Genomic DNA, 18,792 nt, shown 5'->3' on the forward strand with positions numbered 1-18,792 from the left:
GCGGCCAAGGAGGCGGTCAGCCACGCCGCGGCGCTGTCGCTCGCGCGGCATCACGGCCTCGCCGCCGAGCTGACCCGGAAGGGTGTGGTGCCCGGTGAGGCCATGGCGCCCTATGTCGATCGCATCGACGAGTTCTCCCGGGTGACCACCGGTGCCGACTGGCACGAGATCCTCATCACCAGCTACGTGACCTCCGGGCTGCTCAACGACTTCTTCCTCCGGCTGGCCGGGGGATTCTCCGGGGACGTGGCCGAACGGCTGCGTGCCATCTACTCCTCTGACGACGGGCACGAGCTCCTGGTCGGCCAACTGCGCGAGGCGATCGAGCAGGACCCTCCCGTCGCATCCAGGCTCGCGATGTGGGGACGGCGGCTGGTGGGAGACACGCTGCTCATCGCCCGATCCGTGGTCTTCCGGATCGGAGAGTCGGACGAGGCGCGGTTGGAGCCCGTCTTCACCGAGCTGATCGCGGCGCACACCCGCCGCATGGATGCGCTCGGCCTGACGGCCTAGGACGCGCCGCCCGTCCGGTGCGGTTAGGCGCGGCTGAGGCTTGCGAACATGGCCGCGTCCGCCTTGGTGCGGTTGCGTCCGAGCAGAATGCCGAGGAGCACGGGAACGACCGCCGAGGCGATGAGACTCACCCACCAGATCCAGCCGCCGTCGAACCTCCAGCTCGCCCAGGTGAGCACCGCCCAGACGACGGATGCCGTCTCCGCCCCGACCGCCGGCAGGAGCAGCGCCCCGTAGGTGCCCCGGCGGGGAAGGCTGTACCGCGCCGCGAGCCCGAGGATCGCTCCTCCGAGGGTCACAAACAGCAGCTCCATGGTCAGGAGACGAAACCGACGCGCCGGGACTCCTCCGAGCCGATCTCGAGATAACCGAAGGAGGCGACGGGGACGAGGTACACGCTGCCTCGGTTGTCGGAGAGCGTGAAGAACGTGGCCGCGGAGTCCAGTGCGGCGGCGACCACCTTCTCTACCTCCGCAGCGGACTGCGACGTCTCGAAACTGATCTCACGGGGGCTGTTGGTGATGCCGATGCGAATGTCCACGACCCAAGATTACGGCAGAAGGAGGATCGTCCTTCGCGTCGTTCTCTTTGGGCGCAACGATGTCGTGGGAGCCCGTTAACGTTGGACCATGGCGATCACGGGTTTTCGGCGAGGAGATGCCCGGCTCGCGGCATCCGTCGATCTCGATCCGTCGCAGCGTTCCGTGGTGGACCTGCCGCCGGGAACGTCGGCGGCGGTGCTCGGTGCGCCGGGCACGGGCAAGACCACCACCCTCATCGAGCTGGTGGCCGAGCGGGTGCTCGGCAGGGGCTGGGCCCCCGATCAGGTGCTCGCCCTGACCTCGAGCCGGCTCGCAGCGACCAGGCTGCGCGACCTGCTCGCGCTGCGGCTCGGGGTGCCGACGACCGGTCCGATGGCCCGCACGATCAACTCCCTGGCATTCGAGGTGCTCCGCGACGCCGCGAGGAGGGAGGGCGCCCCACCGCGCCGGCTGCTGACCGGCGGGGAGCAGGACGCGGACATCGCGGCGCTGATCGAGGGCCACATCGAGGCGGGAACGGGGCCGGACTGGCCGGAGGCCCTTGGCGCCGATGTGCGCAGACTGCGGCAGTTCCGCACCGAGCTGCGGGAGCTCATGATGCGGGCGACCGAGTTCGACGTGTCGACCGCGCGCCTCCGCGAGCTCGGGCGGCAGACGGGGCGCCCGGAATGGGTCGCGGCGGCGGCCTTCATCGACGAGTACCTGCAGGTCATCAGCTACTCGAGGCAGGCCCAGGTCGACCCGGCCGAGCTCGCCAGGTTCGCGGCGGCCGCCATCGGTTCCGACGACCCGGGGGAGCGGGTGGCCGCGCTGCGGCTCGTGGTGCTCGACGACCTGCAGGAGGCGACGGAGTCGACCATGTCGATCGTTCGCGCGCTCGCCGCGAGGGGGATCACCGTCGTCGCGTTCGGGGATCCGGATGTCGCGGCGAACGCCTTCCGCGGCGGGGAGCCCGATGCCCTCGGCCGCCTGGCGAGTCTGCTCGGACTGCCGGACCTCGTGGAGCTCACGCTGTCGACCGCGCACAGGCAGGGTGAGGCGCTGAGGTCGCTGACCTCCTCGGTGACGGCACGGATCGGCACGGCTGCGGCGGGCAGACAGCGTCGCGCGTCGGCCGGCGGCGTCTCCTCGGAGGAGCCGCTGGCGACGATCCTGGCGACGAGCCCCGCGAGGGAATGGGCTGCGGTCGCCAGGGCACTGCGCGAACAGCACCTGAGGTCGCGGGTGGCGTGGCGCGACATGGCGGTGATCGTCCGCAGCGGCGCCCAGGTCGAGGCGGTCGCCCGTTCGCTCGCGTTGTCCGAGGTGCCGACCAGGACGGCGGTCGGCGGTACGGCCCTCCGAGACGATCACGCCGCGCGCGCCCTGCTCACCCTGGTGAACGTCGGGGTGGGCAGGGCGGCGCTCGACGCGGAGATCGCGACCGAACTGCTGCTCGGCCCCTTCGGCGGCCTCGACCGCCTCGGCCTGCGTCGCCTGCGGCTCTCCCTGCGGGCCGAAGAGGTCGCCGGCGGCGGCACCAGGTCGGGTGACGAACTGCTCGTCGAAGGCCTGTCCGCGTCGAACCGCTTCGTCACGATCGATCACCGAGTGGCCAGATCGGCCGGCCGGCTCGCCGAGACGCTCGCGCTGCTCGGTGAGAGCGACGGCTCGATCGAGGAGCTGCTCTGGATCGCCTGGGACCGCAGCGGGCTCGCGAAGACCTGGTACGACCAGGCGCTGGGGACCGGGATCGCCGCTGTGGAGGCGAACCGCTACCTCGACGGGGTGGTCGCGCTCTTCACCGCGGCCAAACGGTTCTCCGAGCGCCGACCCGACGCCGCACCGAGCGTCTTCCTCGCGGAGATCCTCGACGCGGAGGTGCCGGAGGACACCCTCTCGCCCCAGCGGAACGACGACACCGTGCTGGTGACGACGCCGTCGGGAACGGTCGGCCTCGAGTTCGACACCGTGGTCGTCGCGGCCCTTCAGGACGGGTCATGGCCGAACCTGCGGCTGCGCGGGTCGCTGCTCGGCGCTCAGGATCTCGCCCGGCTGGCCGCCGGAATCGACACGGCGGCCGTCGACGAGCGCAAGCAGGTGCTCGGCGACGAACTGCGGATGTTCGCGCTGGCCGTCTCCCGCGCGCGCAGCAGGGTGATCCTGGCGGCGGTCGCCAACGACGACGAGGCGCCGAGCCCGTTCTTCGGGCTGCTCCCGAGCGACGTCCCCGCCCTGGACGCATCCGCCGCCCCGCCGCTGTCGTTGCGGGGCATGACGGGTCGCCTGCGGAACATCCTGGTGACCTCGCCGAGCGCGCGAGTCGCGGCCGACGCCGCCTCCTCGCTCGCCGCCCTCGCGCTGGAGGGGGTTCCCGGAGCCTCTCCCGCGGACTGGCACGGGCTCATTCCCGTCTCGACCACCGGTCCGCTGTACGAGGGCGAACAGATCCCGCTCTCCCCGTCCGCCCTCGAGAAGCTGGTGGAGTCGCCGCTCGACTGGTTCCTCGAGACGACCGCAGGCGGAGGATCCGGCGTCGTCGCGAACGTCGGGACGATCCTGCACTGGGCGATGGAGACATCCGCCGATCAATCGGTCGACGCGCTCTGGGCGGCGGTGCAATCGCGGTGGAACGAGCTGCTCTTCGATGCGCCATGGCTCGCCGAACGGCAGTCCCGCATCGCACGCACGCTCACCGAGGCCCTCGCCGAATATCTCGCCCACTTCCGGCAGGCCGACAAGCGGCTCGTCGGTGCGGAGAGCCGCTTCAGCCTCGAGCTCGACAACGTCGTCGTCCGCGGGTCGATCGACAGGGTGGAGCTGGCTCCCGACGGCTCCGTCGTCATCGTCGACCTGAAGACCGGCAGCCCCGTCAGCTCGCAGGCCGCGATCGACGAGCATCCGCAGCTCAGCGCCTATCAGCTCGCCTACGCGGACGGGATCCTCGACGAGTACCTCGCCGAGCACGGTGGGCACAGCGCGGGCGGGGCGAAGCTCCTGTTCGTCAAGGAGGGCAGGGACGGGCGGCTCTACCGGGAGGGCGTCCAGTCGCCGCTGACCCCGGAACAGCTCGCCGCCTTCAGGGACCGGATCAGGATGGCGGCGACCCTCATCGCCTCCGCCGAGTTCGAGGGCCCGGCCGAGCTCGGCGCATTCGGTCTCGGCGACGTCGCGCGGCTCATGCTGCATCGGGTGAAGGCGGTCAGCAGTGATTAGCAGCGACGAGATCGCGGATGCGCTCGGGCGGTTCCGTCCCACCGCCCAGCAGAGGGCGGTCATCGAGTCCGACCTCGCCCCGGCGCTGGTCATCGCGGGAGCCGGCAGCGGCAAGACCGAGACGATGGCCGGTCGGGTGCTCTGGCTGCTCGCGAACGGTTTTGTCCAGCCCTCGGAGATTCTCGGCCTGACCTTCACCCGCAAGGCGGCGGGGGAGCTCTCCGCGCGCATCCGGGAGCGCGTCACGGAGCTCGCCAGGGTCGGCCTGCTGCCCGGAGAGTACGACCCCTTCGATGCGCCGAACGTGTCCACCTACAACTCCTATGCGAACTCCCTCTTCCGCGACAACGCCGCCGCGCTGGGGCGGGAGAGCGACGGTTCGGTGCTCGGTGAGGCCGCCGCCTGGCAGCTCGCCCGCCGCGTCGTGACAAAGAGCAGGGATGCCCGGCTCCCCGATCTCGGCAAGAACCTCGAGCCGGTCACCAAGGCGGTGCTGTCGCTCGCGCGGGCGATGGCCGAGAACGACGTCGACGGCGAGGAGCTGCGCGGCTTCGCCCGGGAATTCCACTCCATCGCCGATCTTCCGAACGGCGGCCGTGGCGGCTACGCCGAGGTGGCCGCGCTGGCCGAGACGGTCGGCTCGCTCGACGTCCTCATCGACCTGGCGGCCGAGTTCCAGGCGGTCAAGGCCACCCGCGGTCTCATCGAGTATTCCGATCAGGTCTCGCTCGCGCTGCGGATCGTCCGCGGACAGCCGAAGGTGGCCGAGGGGGAGCGCGCGAGATACCGCGTGGTGCTGCTGGACGAGTATCAGGACACCTCGGTCGTGCAGACCTGGCTGCTCGCGGAGCTCTTCGCCGGGCATCCGGTGATGGCCGTCGGCGACCCCAACCAGTCGATCTACGGCTGGCGTGGCGCGAGCGCGAGCAACCTCGACGACTTCGCCAGGGCGTTCGAGGCGTCGGACAGACGGTTCGTCCTGTCGACGAGCTGGCGCAACGGGCGGCGCATCCTCGATGCCGCGAACGCGGTGGTCGCGCCGTTCGCGCAGACCTCGAGGGTGCGGGTGGAGAAGCTGGTGGCCGGTCCGGCCGCATCGGAGGATGCCGTCGACTCGATCTTCGCCGAATCGGTGGTCGACGAGGCCGAGGAGGCCGCACGCTGGCTCGGCGAGCGACTCTCCGTGCCGGACGAGGGCGACGGGCCTCCGTCCGCCGCGATGCTGTTCCGCACGAGGAAGACGCAGGCGTTCTTCCTCGCCGCCCTCGGAGAGGCCGGCATCAAATACCACGTCCTCGGCCTGAACGGGCTGCTGGCCGAGCCCGAGATCGCCGATCTCGTCAGTGCGCTCAGCGTCGTGAGCGACCCGAACGCTGGGCTCGAGCTCCTGCGCCTGCTGGCCGGCTCCCGATGGCGGCTCGGCGTGCAGGACCTGCACGCGCTCAACCGACTGGCGTCGCGCCTGAGGGACCTCGACTACGCGCAGCACCCGCTGCCCGCGGAGGTGAAGGAACGGCTGCGGATGTCGGTCGCCGACGGGGAGGGCGGCTCCATCGTCGACGCCCTCGATTTCATCGCGACGGCGAGGCCGGAGCACGGGTTCCTCTCCGGTTTCAGCGAGATCGGCCTCGAGCGGCTGCGATCGGCCGGCCGGTTCTTCGCGCGGCTGCGCTCGCGGGCCGGTCTCGACCTGCGGGACTTCGTCATCGTCGTGCTTCAGGAGCTGCAGCTCGACATCGAGATCGTCGCCAACGAGTTCCGGGTGCTCGGCTCCGCTCCCGTCGACGCCTTCCTCGATGCGCTGTCCGGCTATCTCGCCATCGACGACACCGCGAGCCTGCGCGGTTTCCTCACCTGGCTTCGCGAGGCGGAGCAGCGGGAGGATCTGTCGCCGCGTCCGGAGGACCCGGAGCCCGGAACCGTGCAGATCCTCACCGTGCACGGGGCCAAGGGCCTGGAATGGGATCACGTCGTCGTGCCCCGGCTGGTGGAGGACGAGCTTCCCGCGAGACCCCTGGAGGGATTCAGAGGCTGGACCGCCTTCGGACAGCTGCCCTGGCCGTTCCGGGGCGACGCCGACGAGCTGCCGGTGTTCCCGTGGCGCGAGGCCACGACCCGGAAGGAGATCGTCGATGCGGTGAAACGATTCTCGGACGAAGTGCGCGCGCGAAGCCTCGACGAGGAGCGGCGCCTCGCCTACGTCGCCATCACCCGGGCCAGGCACGGCCTGCTGCTCTCCGGATCGTTCTGGGCACGGCAGAAGCGGCCGCGCATCCCGAGCCCGTTCCTCCGCGAGCTCGCGGACGCCGGCATCGTCGCCCCGCTGCCCGCCGCAGCGGAGGCCGTGGACAACCCGCTCGGCGATCGTCTCGACCGGGTCGTGTGGCCGTTCGACCCGCTCGGCTCCCGCCGTCCGGCCGTCGAACGGGCCGCACAGAGCGTGCTGGATGCCGAACCCGTGACCGCGGGCTTCCTCGCGCCCCAGCTCGACCTGCTCCTGGAGGAACGAAGGCTGCGGCTGGAGACGAGCGGGCTGGTCACCCTGCCGACGCGGGTGCCGGCCTCCCGCTTCAAGGACTACGTGACCGATCCGGCATCCGTCGCCTCCTCGCTTCGGCGTCCGATGCCGGAGCGGCCGTATCGGGCGACCCAACTGGGCACCCTCTTCCACTCCTGGGTCGAGGACAGGTACGGGCTCCTCGGCGCCCCCGACGACATCGACTCGCTCGTTACCGAGCTCGACACGGAGGACCTCGTCGATGAGGCGGAGCTGGCGCGGTTGAAGGCGGTCTTCGAGGCGAGCCCGTGGGGCTCCCGCTCGCCGATCGACGTCGAACGGGAGATCCATCTGCCGTTCGACGGGCAGATCGTGGTGTGCAAGATCGACGCGGTCTATCAGAACGGGGATCGATTCGAGGTCGTCGACTGGAAGACGGGCAAGCCGCCGCGCGACGCCACCGACCTGGAGCAGAAGCAGTTGCAGCTGGCGCTCTACCGACTCGCCTACGCGCGATGGAAGGGCATCGATCCCGAGCTCATCGACGCGGTCTTCTACTTCGTCGCCACGGACAGGATCGTGCGTCCGGAGCGGATCTTCTCCGAGGCGGAGCTGCTCGAACGCTGGCGGGCGTCCTTCGCCCGCTGAGCCGAGCCGCTACTGCACGGGAACCATGGCGCTCTGCCGTCCGACGATCGCGGAGATCAGCGCGTCGACCGGCTCCCTGGCGGAGGTCGGGTTGTCGAGCAGCCTGAAGTCGACGGTGCCGAGCTCCGGCAGGGCGAGATTCGTCGGCAGCTGCGCGAGGTCAGGGGGGATGAGACTCTGCGGGAAGGCGGCGATCCCGATGCCCGCCCTGGCGGCGGCGAGTACGCCGTTGATCTCCCTGACGTTGCAGGTGATGCGCCAGGTGCGTCCGATGGATTCCAGGGCGGCGATGGCGACCGTCCGGCTGAGGCTCGGCGCCTGGTAGGCGATGAGCGGCACGGGCCGATCCGGTTCCACGGTGAGGTTGCGGTGGCCGACCCAGACCATCCGGTCGCGGCGCACGAGCTGACCGAGGGTGCTGTCCGACTCCTGTTTGACGAAGACGAGGTCGAGCTGACCGGACTGCAATCGTCTGGTGAGCGCACCGCTCTGGTTGACGGTGAGCTCCAGATTGATGTGCGGGTAGAGCTGGCGGAAGTCCCTCAGGATCTGCGGCAGCTGGGTGAGCGCGAGATCGTCGGCCGAGCCGAAGCGCAGACGTCCGCGCATGGCGGAACCGGTGAAGTAGCTGCTCGCCTGATCGTGGGCCGCGAGGATCGTGCGGGCGAAGCCCAGCATGGCGTCGCCGTTATCGGTAAGCCGCACCTCCCGGGTGTCGCGGACGACGAGGTTGCGCCCCGCCGCCGACTCCAGTTTGCGGATCTGCTGGCTCACCGTCGGCTGGCTCAGCCCGAGCAGCTGACCGGCGGTCGTGAAGTTCAGGGTTTCGGCGACGGTCACGAAGGTCTTGAGCAGGACGGGATCGAACACGACGCACCTTCAGTCATTACATAAATGAATGGGACTTATAGTCTTGATTCTATAAACGAATGACCGGGAAGCCCGTAACGTTTTAACTGACCATACGTAACGTGCGAGCACTGCAGGAAAAAACGTGACAACAGAATCGACGGCGATCAACCCGGCGACAGAGCCCATCCCCGTACTTCTGGAGCGTCCGAAGTGGCGCGACACCTTCGACTCGCTGCGGGTCTTCAACTATCGGCTGTACGTGATCTCCCAGATGATCGCCAACACCTCGGGCTGGATGCAGAAGATCGCGACCGACTGGCTCGTCAACGAGCTGACCCATAACGTCGCCCTCGTCGGAGTGACCGTCTTCCTCCAGTTCGCCCCCGTCCTCGTCTTCGGCGTGTGGGGTGGCGTCCTCGCCGACCGCGTCGACAAGCGCAAGCTGATGATGACCACCCAGTCGGTGACCGCCATCCTCTGCGCCTCGCTCGGGGTGATCACCCTCCTCGGTCTCGTCACCGTCTGGGAGGTGTGGGGCGTCGCCTTCCTGCTGGGGCTCGTCGCCGTCGTCGAGGGCCCGGCGCGATCGGCCTTCGTCAACGAGATGGTCGGCCACCGGCGACTGCGCAACGCGATCAGCCTCAACGCATCGATCTTCCACCTCGGCGGCCTTCTCGGGCCGGCCATCAGCGGCGTGCTCATCGCGATCGTCGGATCGGGATGGTCGATCAGCGTCAACGCGCTGGCCGCGGCCATCGTCGTGCTGACCTTCGCCATGATGCGGGTGCGCGAGCTGCTGCCGTCGCCCCGCGCCGACCGGTCGAAGGGACAGATCCGAGAGGGACTGAGCTACGTGGTGTCGAAGCCCACGATCTTCTGGCCGATGATCATGCTCGCCTTCGTCTCGACCTTCGGGATGACCCTTCCCGTGCTGCTGGTCTCCTTCGCCGACACCGTGTACAAGACGGGCGCCACCGGGTACGGGCTGTACAGCTCCGCGGCGGCCGTCGGCGCGTTGAGCGGCGCCGTCCTCTCCACGCGCCGGCTCACCGTCCGGCTGAGGACCATCATGTTCGCCGCAGGTCTCTTCGGGACCGCGCTCGTCGTCGCCGGGCTCACGCCATGGGAGCCGCTCTTCATGGTCTTCCTCGTGAGCATCGGGCTGTCTCGCCTGCTGTTCGCGACCGGGGCGGAGTCGATCGTGCAGCTGTCGACCAATCGCGCGATCCGCGGTCGGGTCATGTCGGTCTACTCCATGATCATGCTCGGCGGTCAGGCTCTGGGAGGCCCGATCAGCGGCGCCATCGCCGATCGTTTCGGGGTGCACGCCGCCATGGTGGTCGCCGGTGTCGTTCCGGCCATCGCGGCGGTCGTGATCTCGATGGTGCTGGCACGATCGGGCAAGCTGTCGCTCAGCCTGCGGCTGCACCGGCCGGGAAAGCTGATCTCGATCGTGCCCCGGCGCCGGAGGATGAGCAGACCGGCTCAGTAGGTCCGCTGGTTGCGGTCGAGCATCGCCTCGACCTCGTCGATGGCCAGCACCGGCATGGTGTTGTGGCCGAGATTCTGCTGCAGGTCGTTGTGCACCGTGTCGACGAGTCCGCTGAGCATCTCCACGGCGTCGTCCACGATCTCGGTGCTGCGCTCCTGGGTGCCGTGCAGCAGCCATTTCGCGATCTCGAGCTCCGCGTAGAGCATGGCGCGCTGCCGAACCTGCCGATCGCTCGAACCGCGGGCGAGGTTGTAGGCATCGAAGGCCGTCTCCGCGACGTTCTCCCCGCGCACGCCGAGCAGCCAGTACAGGTCTCGTGCGGGATCGCCGACCGAGAGGCTGTGCCAGTCGAGCAGGCCGGTCACCTCGCCGCCAGCGCTCAGGAAGGACTCCGCACCGAGCGCGCCGTTGATGACCGTCGGCGCGAACTGCCACAGGGCCGCGTCCTCCGTCGCCCTCTCCCAGCGCCCGAGGAGCTCCGAGGGGACCAGGCCGGTGGCGGAGGCACGATCCATGATCGTGACGGTGGACCGCAGGATCTCGACGGGCGTGAGGACGGGGAGGCCGGCATCCGCAACGAAGCTGGTCGGAAGGGTGTGGATGGCCGCGACCGCGCGACCGATCGACGACGCGAGGCCCTCGTCGGCCGGGATCGAGGCCAGCGTCACCTTCGAACCGTAGACGAACTCATAGACGACGGCGCGGGTGCCGCTGATCGGGGTCTGGCCGGCGAAGTTCGAGACGGTGAACGGCAGCCGGGTGCGCACGCCGGTGCTGAGCGCCCTGAGCGCGACGAGGTCGGCCGACTGCTCCGCCTCCGCGCGCTCGGAGGTGGGGACGCGGATGATCCAATGCCTGCCGTCTCTGCCGGTCAACAGGGCGGACTCGTAGTCGCCGACGGCCCCGGAGCCGAAGCCGCTGGCCGCCACGATGTCGAGGCCGGCGACGGCCGAGGTGGCGAGCGCGGCTAGAGTGAGATGGGATCTGGCCATACCTGACAGGGTAGGTCGTAGGTCGCCGAGCGGCCTCGAACGCCACGCAGTTCCCGCCTCCTTCGATTGATTGGTCGTTCGGTGTCTCTCGAGTCCCGTCTGCCGCTTCCCGCGACGTCCCTCCCGCTCTCGCGTCACGAGCTCGATCGCGACTACCTGAGTCGCAGTCGGCCGGAACTGCTGGACGAGCTGTGGGCGGATGCCGACACCCGGGTGCTCGTGCTGTGGAGGGGCAATGCGCTGCTGAACGGCCGGGGCGGTCTGGAGCTGCTGCCGCCCGCCCTCGTCCCGGAGGCCGACCTGCGGTTGTATCTGGGGCGGTCGATCGATGGATCGCTGCCGCCGCGCCGTTATGCGGCGGCGGTGCTGTCGGACGCCGCCGCCGGTGCCTTCGGGGTTGGCGATGACCTCTGGGGCAATCTCCGGCTGCTCGGGAGCCGACTCGACGATCTCGAGGCCGGGCTGTTCACGGCGGCGCTCGCGCTCGCGAACTGGCACGCGTCTCATCCGTTCTCGCCTCGGACGGGCGTGGCGACGGTGGCGGAGCAAGGCGGATGGGTGCGCAGAGATCCCGCGGGCGGCCGCGAGGTGTTCCCGCGCACCGATGCCGCCATCATCGTCGGGGTCGTCGACCCGGACGATCGCCTCCTGCTCGGACACAACGCGATGTGGGAGCAGGGCCGGTACTCCCTGCTGGCCGGCTTCGTCGAGCCGGGGGAGTCGCTCGAGAGCGCCGTGGTGCGCGAGGTCTTCGAGGAGTCCGGCATCCGGGTCGTCGATCCGGTCTATCTCGGCTCCCAACCCTGGCCGTTCCCGGCGTCCCTGATGCTCGGCTTCACCGCGAAGGTCGACCCCGACCGGGAGTCCGTCCTCGCCCCGGACGGGGCCGAGATCCTCGACCTGCGGTGGTTCAGCCGCGAGGAGCTGACCGCGGCCCTCGGCGAGATCGGGTTACCCGGGCGCACCTCGATCGCCAGAGCGATCATCGAACGCTGGTACGGCGGTCCGATCGACGACAGGATCGACTGGTGAGGATGGTTTCCCGGTGAGCACCGCCGACGCGCTCCTGTCCGGCTTGGACGACGATCAACGTCGGGCCGCGGAGACCCTGCTGGGTCCGATGTCGGTTCTCGCGGGCGCGGGGACCGGAAAGACCAGGGCGATCACCCACCGCATCGCCTACGGAGTGGCGACCGGCGTCTACGCCCCCGGCCGGGTCATGGCTCTCACCTTCACCAGCCGGTCGGCGGCGGAGCTGCGCGGACGACTGCGCCAGCTGGGGGCGGCGGGGGTCGCCGCCCGCACCTTCCACGCCTCCGCCCTGTCCCAGCTGGGATTCTTCTGGCCGCAGGTCATCGGCGGCACCATGCCGCGCATCCTGGACAGCAAGGGCAGGCTCATCGCGCACGCCGCGGAGACGCTCCGGCTGAAGCTCGATACCGCCACCCTGCGCGACCTCGCCGCCGAGATCGAGTGGCGCAAGGTCTCCTGCCTGACGGTCGAGCAGTACGCGGAGCGGCTCGCCGACCGGGTGATGCCCGCGTCGCTCGATGCCGACAAGATGGTGGCACTGCACCGGGCGTATGAGTCGGTCAAGGACGAGCGCCGCCAGCTCGATTTTGAGGACGTTCTGCTCGCGACCGCCGGCATGATCGAGTCGGAGCCGCGGGTCGCCCAGCAGGTGCGGGAGCAGTACCGGTTTTTTGTCGTCGACGAGTACCAGGACGTCTCCCCGCTCCAGCAGGCGCTGCTCGAGCTCTGGCTCGGCGACCGGACCGACCTCTGTGTCGTCGGCGACGCCAGCCAGACCATCTATTCCTTCGCCGGCGCCTCCGCGGACTTCCTGCTGGGGTTCCCCACCCGCTACCGCGAGTCGACGGTGGTGCGCCTGGAGCAGAACTATCGTTCGACCCCGGCCATCGTCCGCACCGCGAACAGGCTGATGAAGGGGCGGCCCGGCTCTCTCGCGCTCCGTGCGGCGACCGAACCGGACACGAGGGTCGAGCCGACGATCACGAGCTACCCCAACGACGGGGCCGAGGCGAGAGCCGTCGCCCAGCAGATCGCGGAGCAGATCGCCGGGGGGACGCGTCCCCAGGATGTCGCGGTGCTCTACCGGGTGAACGTGCAGTCGGCCGCGCTCGAGACGGCGCTCACCGACGCCGGGATCAGCTTCCAGCTGCGCGGCGGCACCCGGTTCTTCGACCTGCAGGAGATCAAGCAGGCGCTGATGATGCTCAAGGGGGCGCTCGTCGGAGCGACCACCGGCGAGCCCCTGTTCAAGACGGTCAGCGACGTGCTCAGGTCGCTCGGCTGGACGCAGGATCCTCCCGAGACGCGCGGAGCGGTCCGCGATCGCTGGGAGTCCCTCAACGCCCTGATGTCCCTCGCGGAGGCGTCGCCAGCGGGAACGACCCTCAGGGAGTTCGTGGACGAGCTTTTCGAACGCTCGGCGACCCAGCACGAGCCGACGATGGCGGCCGTCACCCTGGCCACGCTGCACTCCGCGAAGGGCCTCGAGTGGGACACCGTCTATCTCATCGGTCTCGGTGAGGGGCTCGTCCCGATCAGCTACGCCAGGACGGAGCAGGCCGTCGAGGAGGAGCGCCGTCTGCTCTACGTGGGGATCACCCGCGCGCGCCGGCGGCTGCATCTGTCCTGGGCACAGGGTGCATCTGGCCGCGGCGGGCAGAGGAGGCCCTCCCGGTTCCTCGAGGAGCTGCGCTGATCCGGATGCACCCGCATTCCGGGTGCGGCTGCCAGTGCCGGAGGACCGCCTCGCCGCTGCCGACGTCCAGCTCCACGGAGGTCGCCCGTCCCGGTCGTTCGGCCGCGAGCCGGGCGAGCACGATCCTGGCCGCGACCGCGGCGACCTCCACCGCGACGACGGCGGTCTCGGCCGCGCTCCTGCGTCCCCAGAGCTGCGAGGCGATGGCGGGCCAGACCGGGTCGGCGTCCCGCCGGTACCGGTCGAGGCAATAGAGGCACGGCCCGGTGCCCGGCTCGACGACGGGGCCGATGCGCACGACGGAATCGCCGAAGACGACGGGGAGGTGGGGAAGGTCGCGTCGCAGCCAGCGACCGTGCAGCTCCGGCTCGATCACGTAGTGCGCGACGATGATCACCAGCCCGGTCTTCCGCCCATCGGGGACGAGGGCGAGACCCGACCGACGGAGCAGCTCGCCGATGCCCTCCGCCGTCGGTCCGGCACCGACGAGGGTGACCGCGCCACCGGCCGGCACCGACTCATCGCTGGCGAGCGCGGGCCGGATGCGGTCGAGGAACTCCTCGAGGCCATCGACGCCCGCCGCGCCGGCCATCATCTCCAGCCCGGATCGGCTGATCCCGGACAGCAGTGCAGCCAGCAGCCGTTCCTGCTCCTCGGACAGATCCTCGAGCACAACGCCGGGGCGGTCCACCCCGAGCTGGAGGCTGTGCGGGGTGCGCCAGACGAGGGGAAACCGTGGATCGAGTCGAAGGACCATCCCGGAATGATGCACCACTCGGACGCGGGACGTCCCGGGTCATCCACAGCTCAGGCGGGGGGCTCCTGCGCCGATCCGTCGTCGCCCTCGCGCGGTCGGTCGTCCCTCTCGTCGTTCAGGAGGTCCTGGATGGCCTGATCGATGTCGTCCTGCTCCGGCTCCGGACCGGTCAGGCGGGCGACGAGCGCCGCCGGGTCGTCGATGTCCTCCGAGGTCGGGACGAGGTCGGGATGCGACCACAGCTCGTCCCGGCGTTCCTCGCCGATCTCGTCGGTCAGCTTCTGCCACATGGCGGCCGCCTCACGGAGCCGGCGTGGACGCAGCTCGAGGCCCACGAGCGTCGAGAAGGCCGACTCCGCCGGTCCGCCCGCGGCGCGGCGGCGACGAACCGTCTCGGCGATCGCATCCGATTTCGGAAGGCGCGCGGTCGCCTGCGCGGTGACGACGTCGACCCAGCCCTCGATGAGGGCGAGCATGGTCTCCAGCCGAGCGAGGGCGGCCAGCTGGGTCTCCGACTTCGGCGGGATGAGGGCTCCGCTGACCATCGCCTCGCGGAGCTCTTCCGGGTTGGAGGGATCGAAGTCCGTGGCGAGCTGCTCGAGACGGCTGGTGTCGATGCGGATGCCCTGGGCGAACTCCGTGATCGAGGTCATCAGCTGCAGCCTGAGCCACTTCGCGTGGCGGAAGAGCCTCGCGTGGGCCAGCTCGCGCACGGCGAGGTAGAGCTGCACCTGGTCGATCTCGATGTCGAGTCCGAGCCCGAATGCGGCGACGTTCTGGGGGAGGATCGCGGCCTGCTGCTCGGCGTCCCCCACCGGGCTGAGGAGCGGGATGCCGATGTCGCCGCCGGAGACCACCTCGCTGGCCAGCTGGCCGACGACCTGGCCCAGCTGCATGGCGAACAGCGTGCCGCCGACGTTGCGCATCAGCTTGCTCGCGCCCTCGAGCATCCCGGACATCTCCTCCGGCGCCTGCTCGCGCAGCACCTCGGTGAGCGAGTTGGCGATGCTGAGGGCGACCGGCTCTGCCATCTGCGTCCAGATCGGCATGGTGGCGGTGATCCACTCCGTGCGCGACATGAGCCGCGGGGAGGAGGTGAGCTCGGAGAGGTATGTGGCCTCGTCGAGCCACAGGGCCGCGACGTGGAAGGCCTGCTCGAGGGCGGATCGCTCCGCCGGCGTGGTCGCGATCGTGTCCTTGGCCGCGAGCGCCTTGGCCTGCTCGAGGGCGAGGCCCCAGTTGATGCCGTTGCTGCTCGACTGAAGAGCGCTCTGCAGCTGTCCGATGAGATTCTTGATCATCTCCGGATCGTTGGGCAGGCCGGCGGCGCTCGCCAGGCGAGCCGGGTCGATCTCCGCGTTACCGGAGAGGAACTGGCTCAGCATGTCGCGGAATTCGTCTTCCGGGTCCTGCGCAGAATCTTCAGGCATAACAACTACGCTAGCCGCTGCACGGCTGCAGCAGCTGTGTTTTGTCCTGAGTCCGGGCGCTCCGCGTGCGCCCGTGGCGAACAACCCTCCGAAAGGATGCCCGGTGGCGCTCTTCGCCGATGACCGACCACTCAGACGGCGCAGCAGGCGTGGTGTCACGATCGGCTGGATCCTGCTCGTCGCCGCGCTGATCGGGGCCTTCGTCTTCGCCACGACCCCCGCTCCGTACGTCATCGAGCAGCCGGGACCGGTGTTCAACACGCTTGGCAAGGTCACCGTCGACGACAAGCAGGTGCCGCTCATCAGCATCCCCGACAGGAAGACCTACCCCACCTCCGGTGCGCTCGACCTCCTCACGGTGAACGTGCTCGGCGATCGCGAGCACTCGCCGAGCTGGTTCGAGGTCGCGCAGGCCTGGCTCGACCACAGCAAGGCCGTCCTTCCGGTCGACGCCGTCTACCCGGCCGGCGAGACGCTCAAGCAGTCCAACGAGCAGGCGGCGGTGGACATGCAGAACTCCCAGAAGGACGCCATCGCCGCCGCGCTCACCCATCTCGGGTACACGTTCCCCAGCACGCTCGTCGTCGGCGGGTTCTCGCCGAAGTCGCCCGCCGCCGGCATCCTCGAGAAGGGCGACACGATCGTCAGCGTCGGTGGTCAGAAGGCGGACACCGTGCTCGGACTGCGGGCGATCATCGCGAAGACCGGGGCGGGAGTGCCGATCGACATCGACATCCTGCGCGACGGCGCGGCCAAGACCGTGCAGGTGACGCCCCAGCTGAGCACCGACCCCACCCCGGCCCCGATCATCGGGATCTATCCCTCCATCTCCTACGACTTCCCCGTCACCGTCAAGATCCAGCTCGAGAATGTTGGCGGTCCGAGCGCGGGCCAGATGTTCGCCCTCGGCATCATCGACAAGCTCACCCCGGGCAAGCTCAACGGGGGAGCGAACGTCGCCGGGACGGGCACGATCGATGCCACGGGCGCCATCGGAGCCATCGGAGGCATCCGTCAGAAGATGTACGGGGCACTCGACTCCGGTGCCACCTGGTTCCTCGCCCCGTATTCGGACTGCGACGAGGTGACCGGCCACATCCCGAAGGGGCTGACCGTGCTCGCGGTGAAGACCCTCGACGACTCCCTGACGGCGCTTAAGGCGATCAGCTCGGGATCGAGCATCAGCGGCCTGCTGAAATGTCCGGTCAGGTAAGACCCCGATCTTTCGCAGCCCCACCCCTTAAGATGAGTGACCACAGCATCCGCCGCAAGCCAGGAGCAGTTTCGTGACGACCACCCCCACCGAAGAGCGCCGACCGGCATCCAGATCGAGGGTGACCGTTCTCGTCACCATCATCGTCCTCGTGGTGCTGGTCATCCTCTTCTTCATCTTCGCGAGCCTCTACACCGACTGGCTGTGGTTCGATCAGCTCGGCTATCTCAACGTGCTGACCACGCAGTGGCTCGCTGGCCTCGTCATGTTCTTCATCGGGTTCATCGCCATGGGCGGACCGATCTTCGCGAGCATCGAGATCGCCTTCCGCTGGCGTCCCGTCTACGCGAAGCTCAATGCGCAGCTGGACAGGTATCAGCAGGTCATCGAGCCGCTGCGCCGCCTCGCGATGTACGGCATCCCCTCCCTGATCGGGCTCTTCGGCGGCGTCGCCGCCTCGTCCCACTGGGCCCTCGCGCTCGAGTGGCTGAACGGGACCTCCTCCGGCAAGGTCGACCCGCAGTTCCACCTCGACATCTCCTTCTACCTGTTCGCGCTGCCCTTCTACCAGGCGGTGGCGGCGTTCGCATCCGCCGCCGTCCTCATCTCCGGGCTCGCCGCCGTGGCGACGAGCTACCTCTACGGCGCGCTGCGCCTCAACGGGCGCGAGGTGCGCATCTCGCGCACCGCGCGCATCCAGCTCGCGACCACCGGTGCGGTCTACCTGGCGATCCAGTCGGTGAGCATCTGGCTGGACCAGTACGCGACGCTGTCCTCGAGCACGAGCAGCAAGCTCATCGTCGGCGCCTCGTACGCCGACGTGAACGCGGTCATCCCCGGCAGGCAGATCCTCGCCGGCATCGCCGCGGTCGTCGCCGTGCTTTTTGTCATCACCGCGGTCATCGGCCGCTGGCGCTTCCCGCTCATCGGCACGGCCCTGCTGCTCGTGAGCGGCCTGCTGATCGGCGCGGTGTATCCGTGGGTCATCGAGAAGTTCCAGGTCGAGCCGAACGTGCGCAGCCTGGAGTCGCAGTACATCCAGCGCAACATCGACGCCACCAGGGACGCCTACGGGGTCGCCGGGGTCAAGGAGGAGGCCTACTCCGCCAAGACGGATGCCGAACAGGGCGCCCTGAGGAACGACGCGGAGACGACCGCCAACATCCGCATCATCGACCCTGCCCTCGTCTCGACCACCTTCGCCCAGCTCGAGCGGATCAAGCAGTACTACGCGTTCAACAAGTACCTCGACGTCGACCGCTACAAGATCGACGGCAAGACCCAGGACACCGTCATCGCCGTGCGCGAGCTGGACTCGTCCAACACCGGAGCGACCCCGAGCTGGTACAACAACACCCTCGTCTACACCCACGGCTACGGGGTGGTCGCCGCCTACGGCAACCAGCGCTCGACCGACGGGCTCCCGGTGTTCCTCGAGTCGGGCATCCCGAGCAGCGGCGACCTGGGCAAGTTCCAGCCGCGCATCTACTTCGGCGAGCAGTCCCCCACCTACTCGATCGTCGGCGGCCCGAAGAGCGGCAAGAAGGTCGAGCTCGACTACCCCGCCGGCGACTCCGGCAACAAGCAGAACGCGACGACGACCTTCACCGGCAACGGCGGGCCGAAGCTCGACAACGTCTTCAAGAAGCTCATCTACGCGATCAAGTTCCAGTCCGAGCAGATCTTCCTCTCCGACTCGGTCAACAACGACTCCCAGATCCTCTACACCCGCAATCCCGTGGACCGCATCCAGAAAGTGGCCCCGTACCTCACCCTCGACAGCGACCCGTACCCGGCCGTGGTCAACGGCAAGGTGCAGTGGATCGTCGACGGCTACACGACGAGCGAGGAGTATCCGTACTCCGCCGTGCAGCAGCTGAGCAACGCGATCACCGACACCTACACGCCGGCGCCGCAGCTCGCCCTCGACAAC

At 69.2% G+C, this 18,792-nt stretch carries 14 protein-coding genes; 8 read left to right on the forward strand and 6 right to left on the reverse strand.

The window, feature by feature from the left end; all coding sequences use genetic code 11:
• Positions 1–513: ferritin-like fold-containing protein (locus VGC18_RS03245; protein WP_331094174.1), on the forward strand; the 513-nt coding region annotated here is incomplete at its 5' end.
• A gap of 23 nt (positions 514–536) precedes the next feature.
• Here VGC18_RS03245 and VGC18_RS03250 read toward each other — a convergent pair.
• Together VGC18_RS03250 and VGC18_RS03255 are read right to left on the reverse strand one after the other, a co-directional pair.
• Positions 537–827, reverse strand: a complete 291-nt coding sequence (locus tag VGC18_RS03250; protein WP_331094176.1) for a hypothetical protein — start codon at positions 825–827, stop codon at positions 537–539.
• A 2-nt stretch (positions 828–829) separates the two neighbouring features.
• Complete coding sequence (locus tag VGC18_RS03255; RefSeq protein ID WP_331094178.1) at positions 830–1,054, reverse strand: DUF3107 domain-containing protein; 225 nt, start codon at positions 1,052–1,054, stop codon at positions 830–832.
• Between the two features lie 88 nt (positions 1,055–1,142).
• Between VGC18_RS03255 and VGC18_RS03260 the strand changes: the two genes are divergently transcribed.
• Both VGC18_RS03260 and VGC18_RS03265 read left to right on the forward strand, forming a co-directional pair.
• Positions 1,143–4,250: an ATP-dependent DNA helicase gene (locus tag VGC18_RS03260; RefSeq protein WP_331094180.1), complete on the forward strand. Its 3,108-nt coding sequence runs from the start codon at positions 1,143–1,145 to the stop codon at positions 4,248–4,250.
• Positions 4,243–7,395, forward strand: a complete 3,153-nt coding sequence (locus VGC18_RS03265) for an ATP-dependent DNA helicase (RefSeq protein WP_331094182.1) — start codon at positions 4,243–4,245, stop codon at positions 7,393–7,395. Before VGC18_RS03260 ends, VGC18_RS03265 begins: the two co-directional genes overlap by 8 nt.
• 9 nt (positions 7,396–7,404) lie before the next feature.
• Here the strand turns inward: VGC18_RS03265 and VGC18_RS03270 are convergent, their stop codons facing one another.
• Entirely contained in the window at positions 7,405–8,265 is an 861-nt protein-coding gene (locus VGC18_RS03270) for a LysR family transcriptional regulator (RefSeq protein WP_331094185.1), read from the reverse strand.
• Positions 8,266–8,389: 124 nt separating this feature from the next.
• Here VGC18_RS03270 and VGC18_RS03275 point away from each other — a divergent pair, with 124 nt between their 5' ends.
• Positions 8,390–9,739: an MFS transporter gene (locus VGC18_RS03275; RefSeq protein WP_331094187.1), complete on the forward strand. Its 1,350-nt coding sequence runs from the start codon at positions 8,390–8,392 to the stop codon at positions 9,737–9,739.
• On the opposite strand, the gene VGC18_RS03280 is transcribed toward VGC18_RS03275, so the two are convergent.
• Positions 9,733–10,731 (reverse strand): phosphotransferase, encoded by a 999-nt coding sequence (locus tag VGC18_RS03280; RefSeq protein ID WP_331094189.1) that lies wholly within the window; start codon positions 10,729–10,731, stop codon positions 9,733–9,735. The genes VGC18_RS03275 and VGC18_RS03280 overlap by 7 nt on opposite strands.
• An 81-nt stretch (positions 10,732–10,812) precedes the next feature.
• Here VGC18_RS03280 and nudC point away from each other — a divergent pair, with 81 nt between their 5' ends.
• Both nudC and VGC18_RS03290 read left to right on the forward strand, forming a co-directional pair.
• A complete protein-coding gene (gene nudC, locus VGC18_RS03285; RefSeq protein ID WP_331094191.1) occupies positions 10,813–11,763 on the forward strand; it encodes an NAD(+) diphosphatase in 951 nt (316 codons plus the stop codon).
• A 13-nt stretch (positions 11,764–11,776) separates the two neighbouring features.
• Positions 11,777–13,459, forward strand: a complete 1,683-nt coding sequence (locus tag VGC18_RS03290; RefSeq protein ID WP_331094192.1) for an ATP-dependent helicase — start codon at positions 11,777–11,779, stop codon at positions 13,457–13,459.
• On the opposite strand, the gene VGC18_RS03295 is transcribed toward VGC18_RS03290, so the two are convergent.
• Both VGC18_RS03295 and VGC18_RS03300 read right to left on the reverse strand, forming a co-directional pair.
• Complete coding sequence (locus tag VGC18_RS03295) at positions 13,359–14,216, reverse strand: hypothetical protein (protein WP_331094194.1); 858 nt, start codon at positions 14,214–14,216, stop codon at positions 13,359–13,361. The two genes, VGC18_RS03290 and VGC18_RS03295, sit on opposite strands and share 101 nt — an antisense overlap.
• Positions 14,217–14,266: 50 nt before the next feature.
• The gene (locus VGC18_RS03300; RefSeq protein WP_331094196.1) at positions 14,267–15,646 is read right to left on the reverse strand and encodes a zinc-dependent metalloprotease; all 1,380 of its coding nucleotides are present in this window, start codon (positions 15,644–15,646) and stop codon (positions 14,267–14,269) included.
• A gap of 103 nt (positions 15,647–15,749) precedes the next feature.
• Here VGC18_RS03300 and VGC18_RS03305 point away from each other — a divergent pair, with 103 nt between their 5' ends.
• Positions 15,750–16,859, forward strand: coding sequence for a YlbL family protein (locus tag VGC18_RS03305; protein ID WP_331094197.1), 1,110 nt, complete (start codon positions 15,750–15,752; stop codon positions 16,857–16,859).
• Positions 16,860–16,932: 73 nt separating this feature from the next.
• Positions 16,933–18,792, forward strand: a 1,860-nt coding sequence (locus VGC18_RS03310) for a UPF0182 family protein (protein ID WP_331094199.1), incomplete at its 3' end; no start/stop codon positions are given.

Source organism: Lacisediminihabitans sp., assembly GCF_036404185.1.
In the GTDB taxonomy this organism is placed as follows: Bacteria; Actinomycetota; Actinomycetes; order Actinomycetales; family Microbacteriaceae; genus Lacisediminihabitans.

Coding starts and splice junctions, on each gene's coding strand:
- VGC18_RS03300 (WP_331094196.1), bottom strand. CDS start 15,646: ATGCCTGAAGATTCTGCGCAGGACCCGGAAGACGAATTCCGCGACATG.
- VGC18_RS03295 (WP_331094194.1), bottom strand. CDS start 14,216: ATGGTCCTTCGACTCGATCCACGGTTTCCCCTCGTCTGGCGCACCCCG.
- VGC18_RS03260 (WP_331094180.1), top strand. CDS start 1,143: ATGGCGATCACGGGTTTTCGGCGAGGAGATGCCCGGCTCGCGGCATCC.
- VGC18_RS03280 (WP_331094189.1), bottom strand. CDS start 10,731: ATGGCCAGATCCCATCTCACTCTAGCCGCGCTCGCCACCTCGGCCGTC.
- VGC18_RS03250 (WP_331094176.1), bottom strand. CDS start 827: ATGGAGCTGCTGTTTGTGACCCTCGGAGGAGCGATCCTCGGGCTCGCG.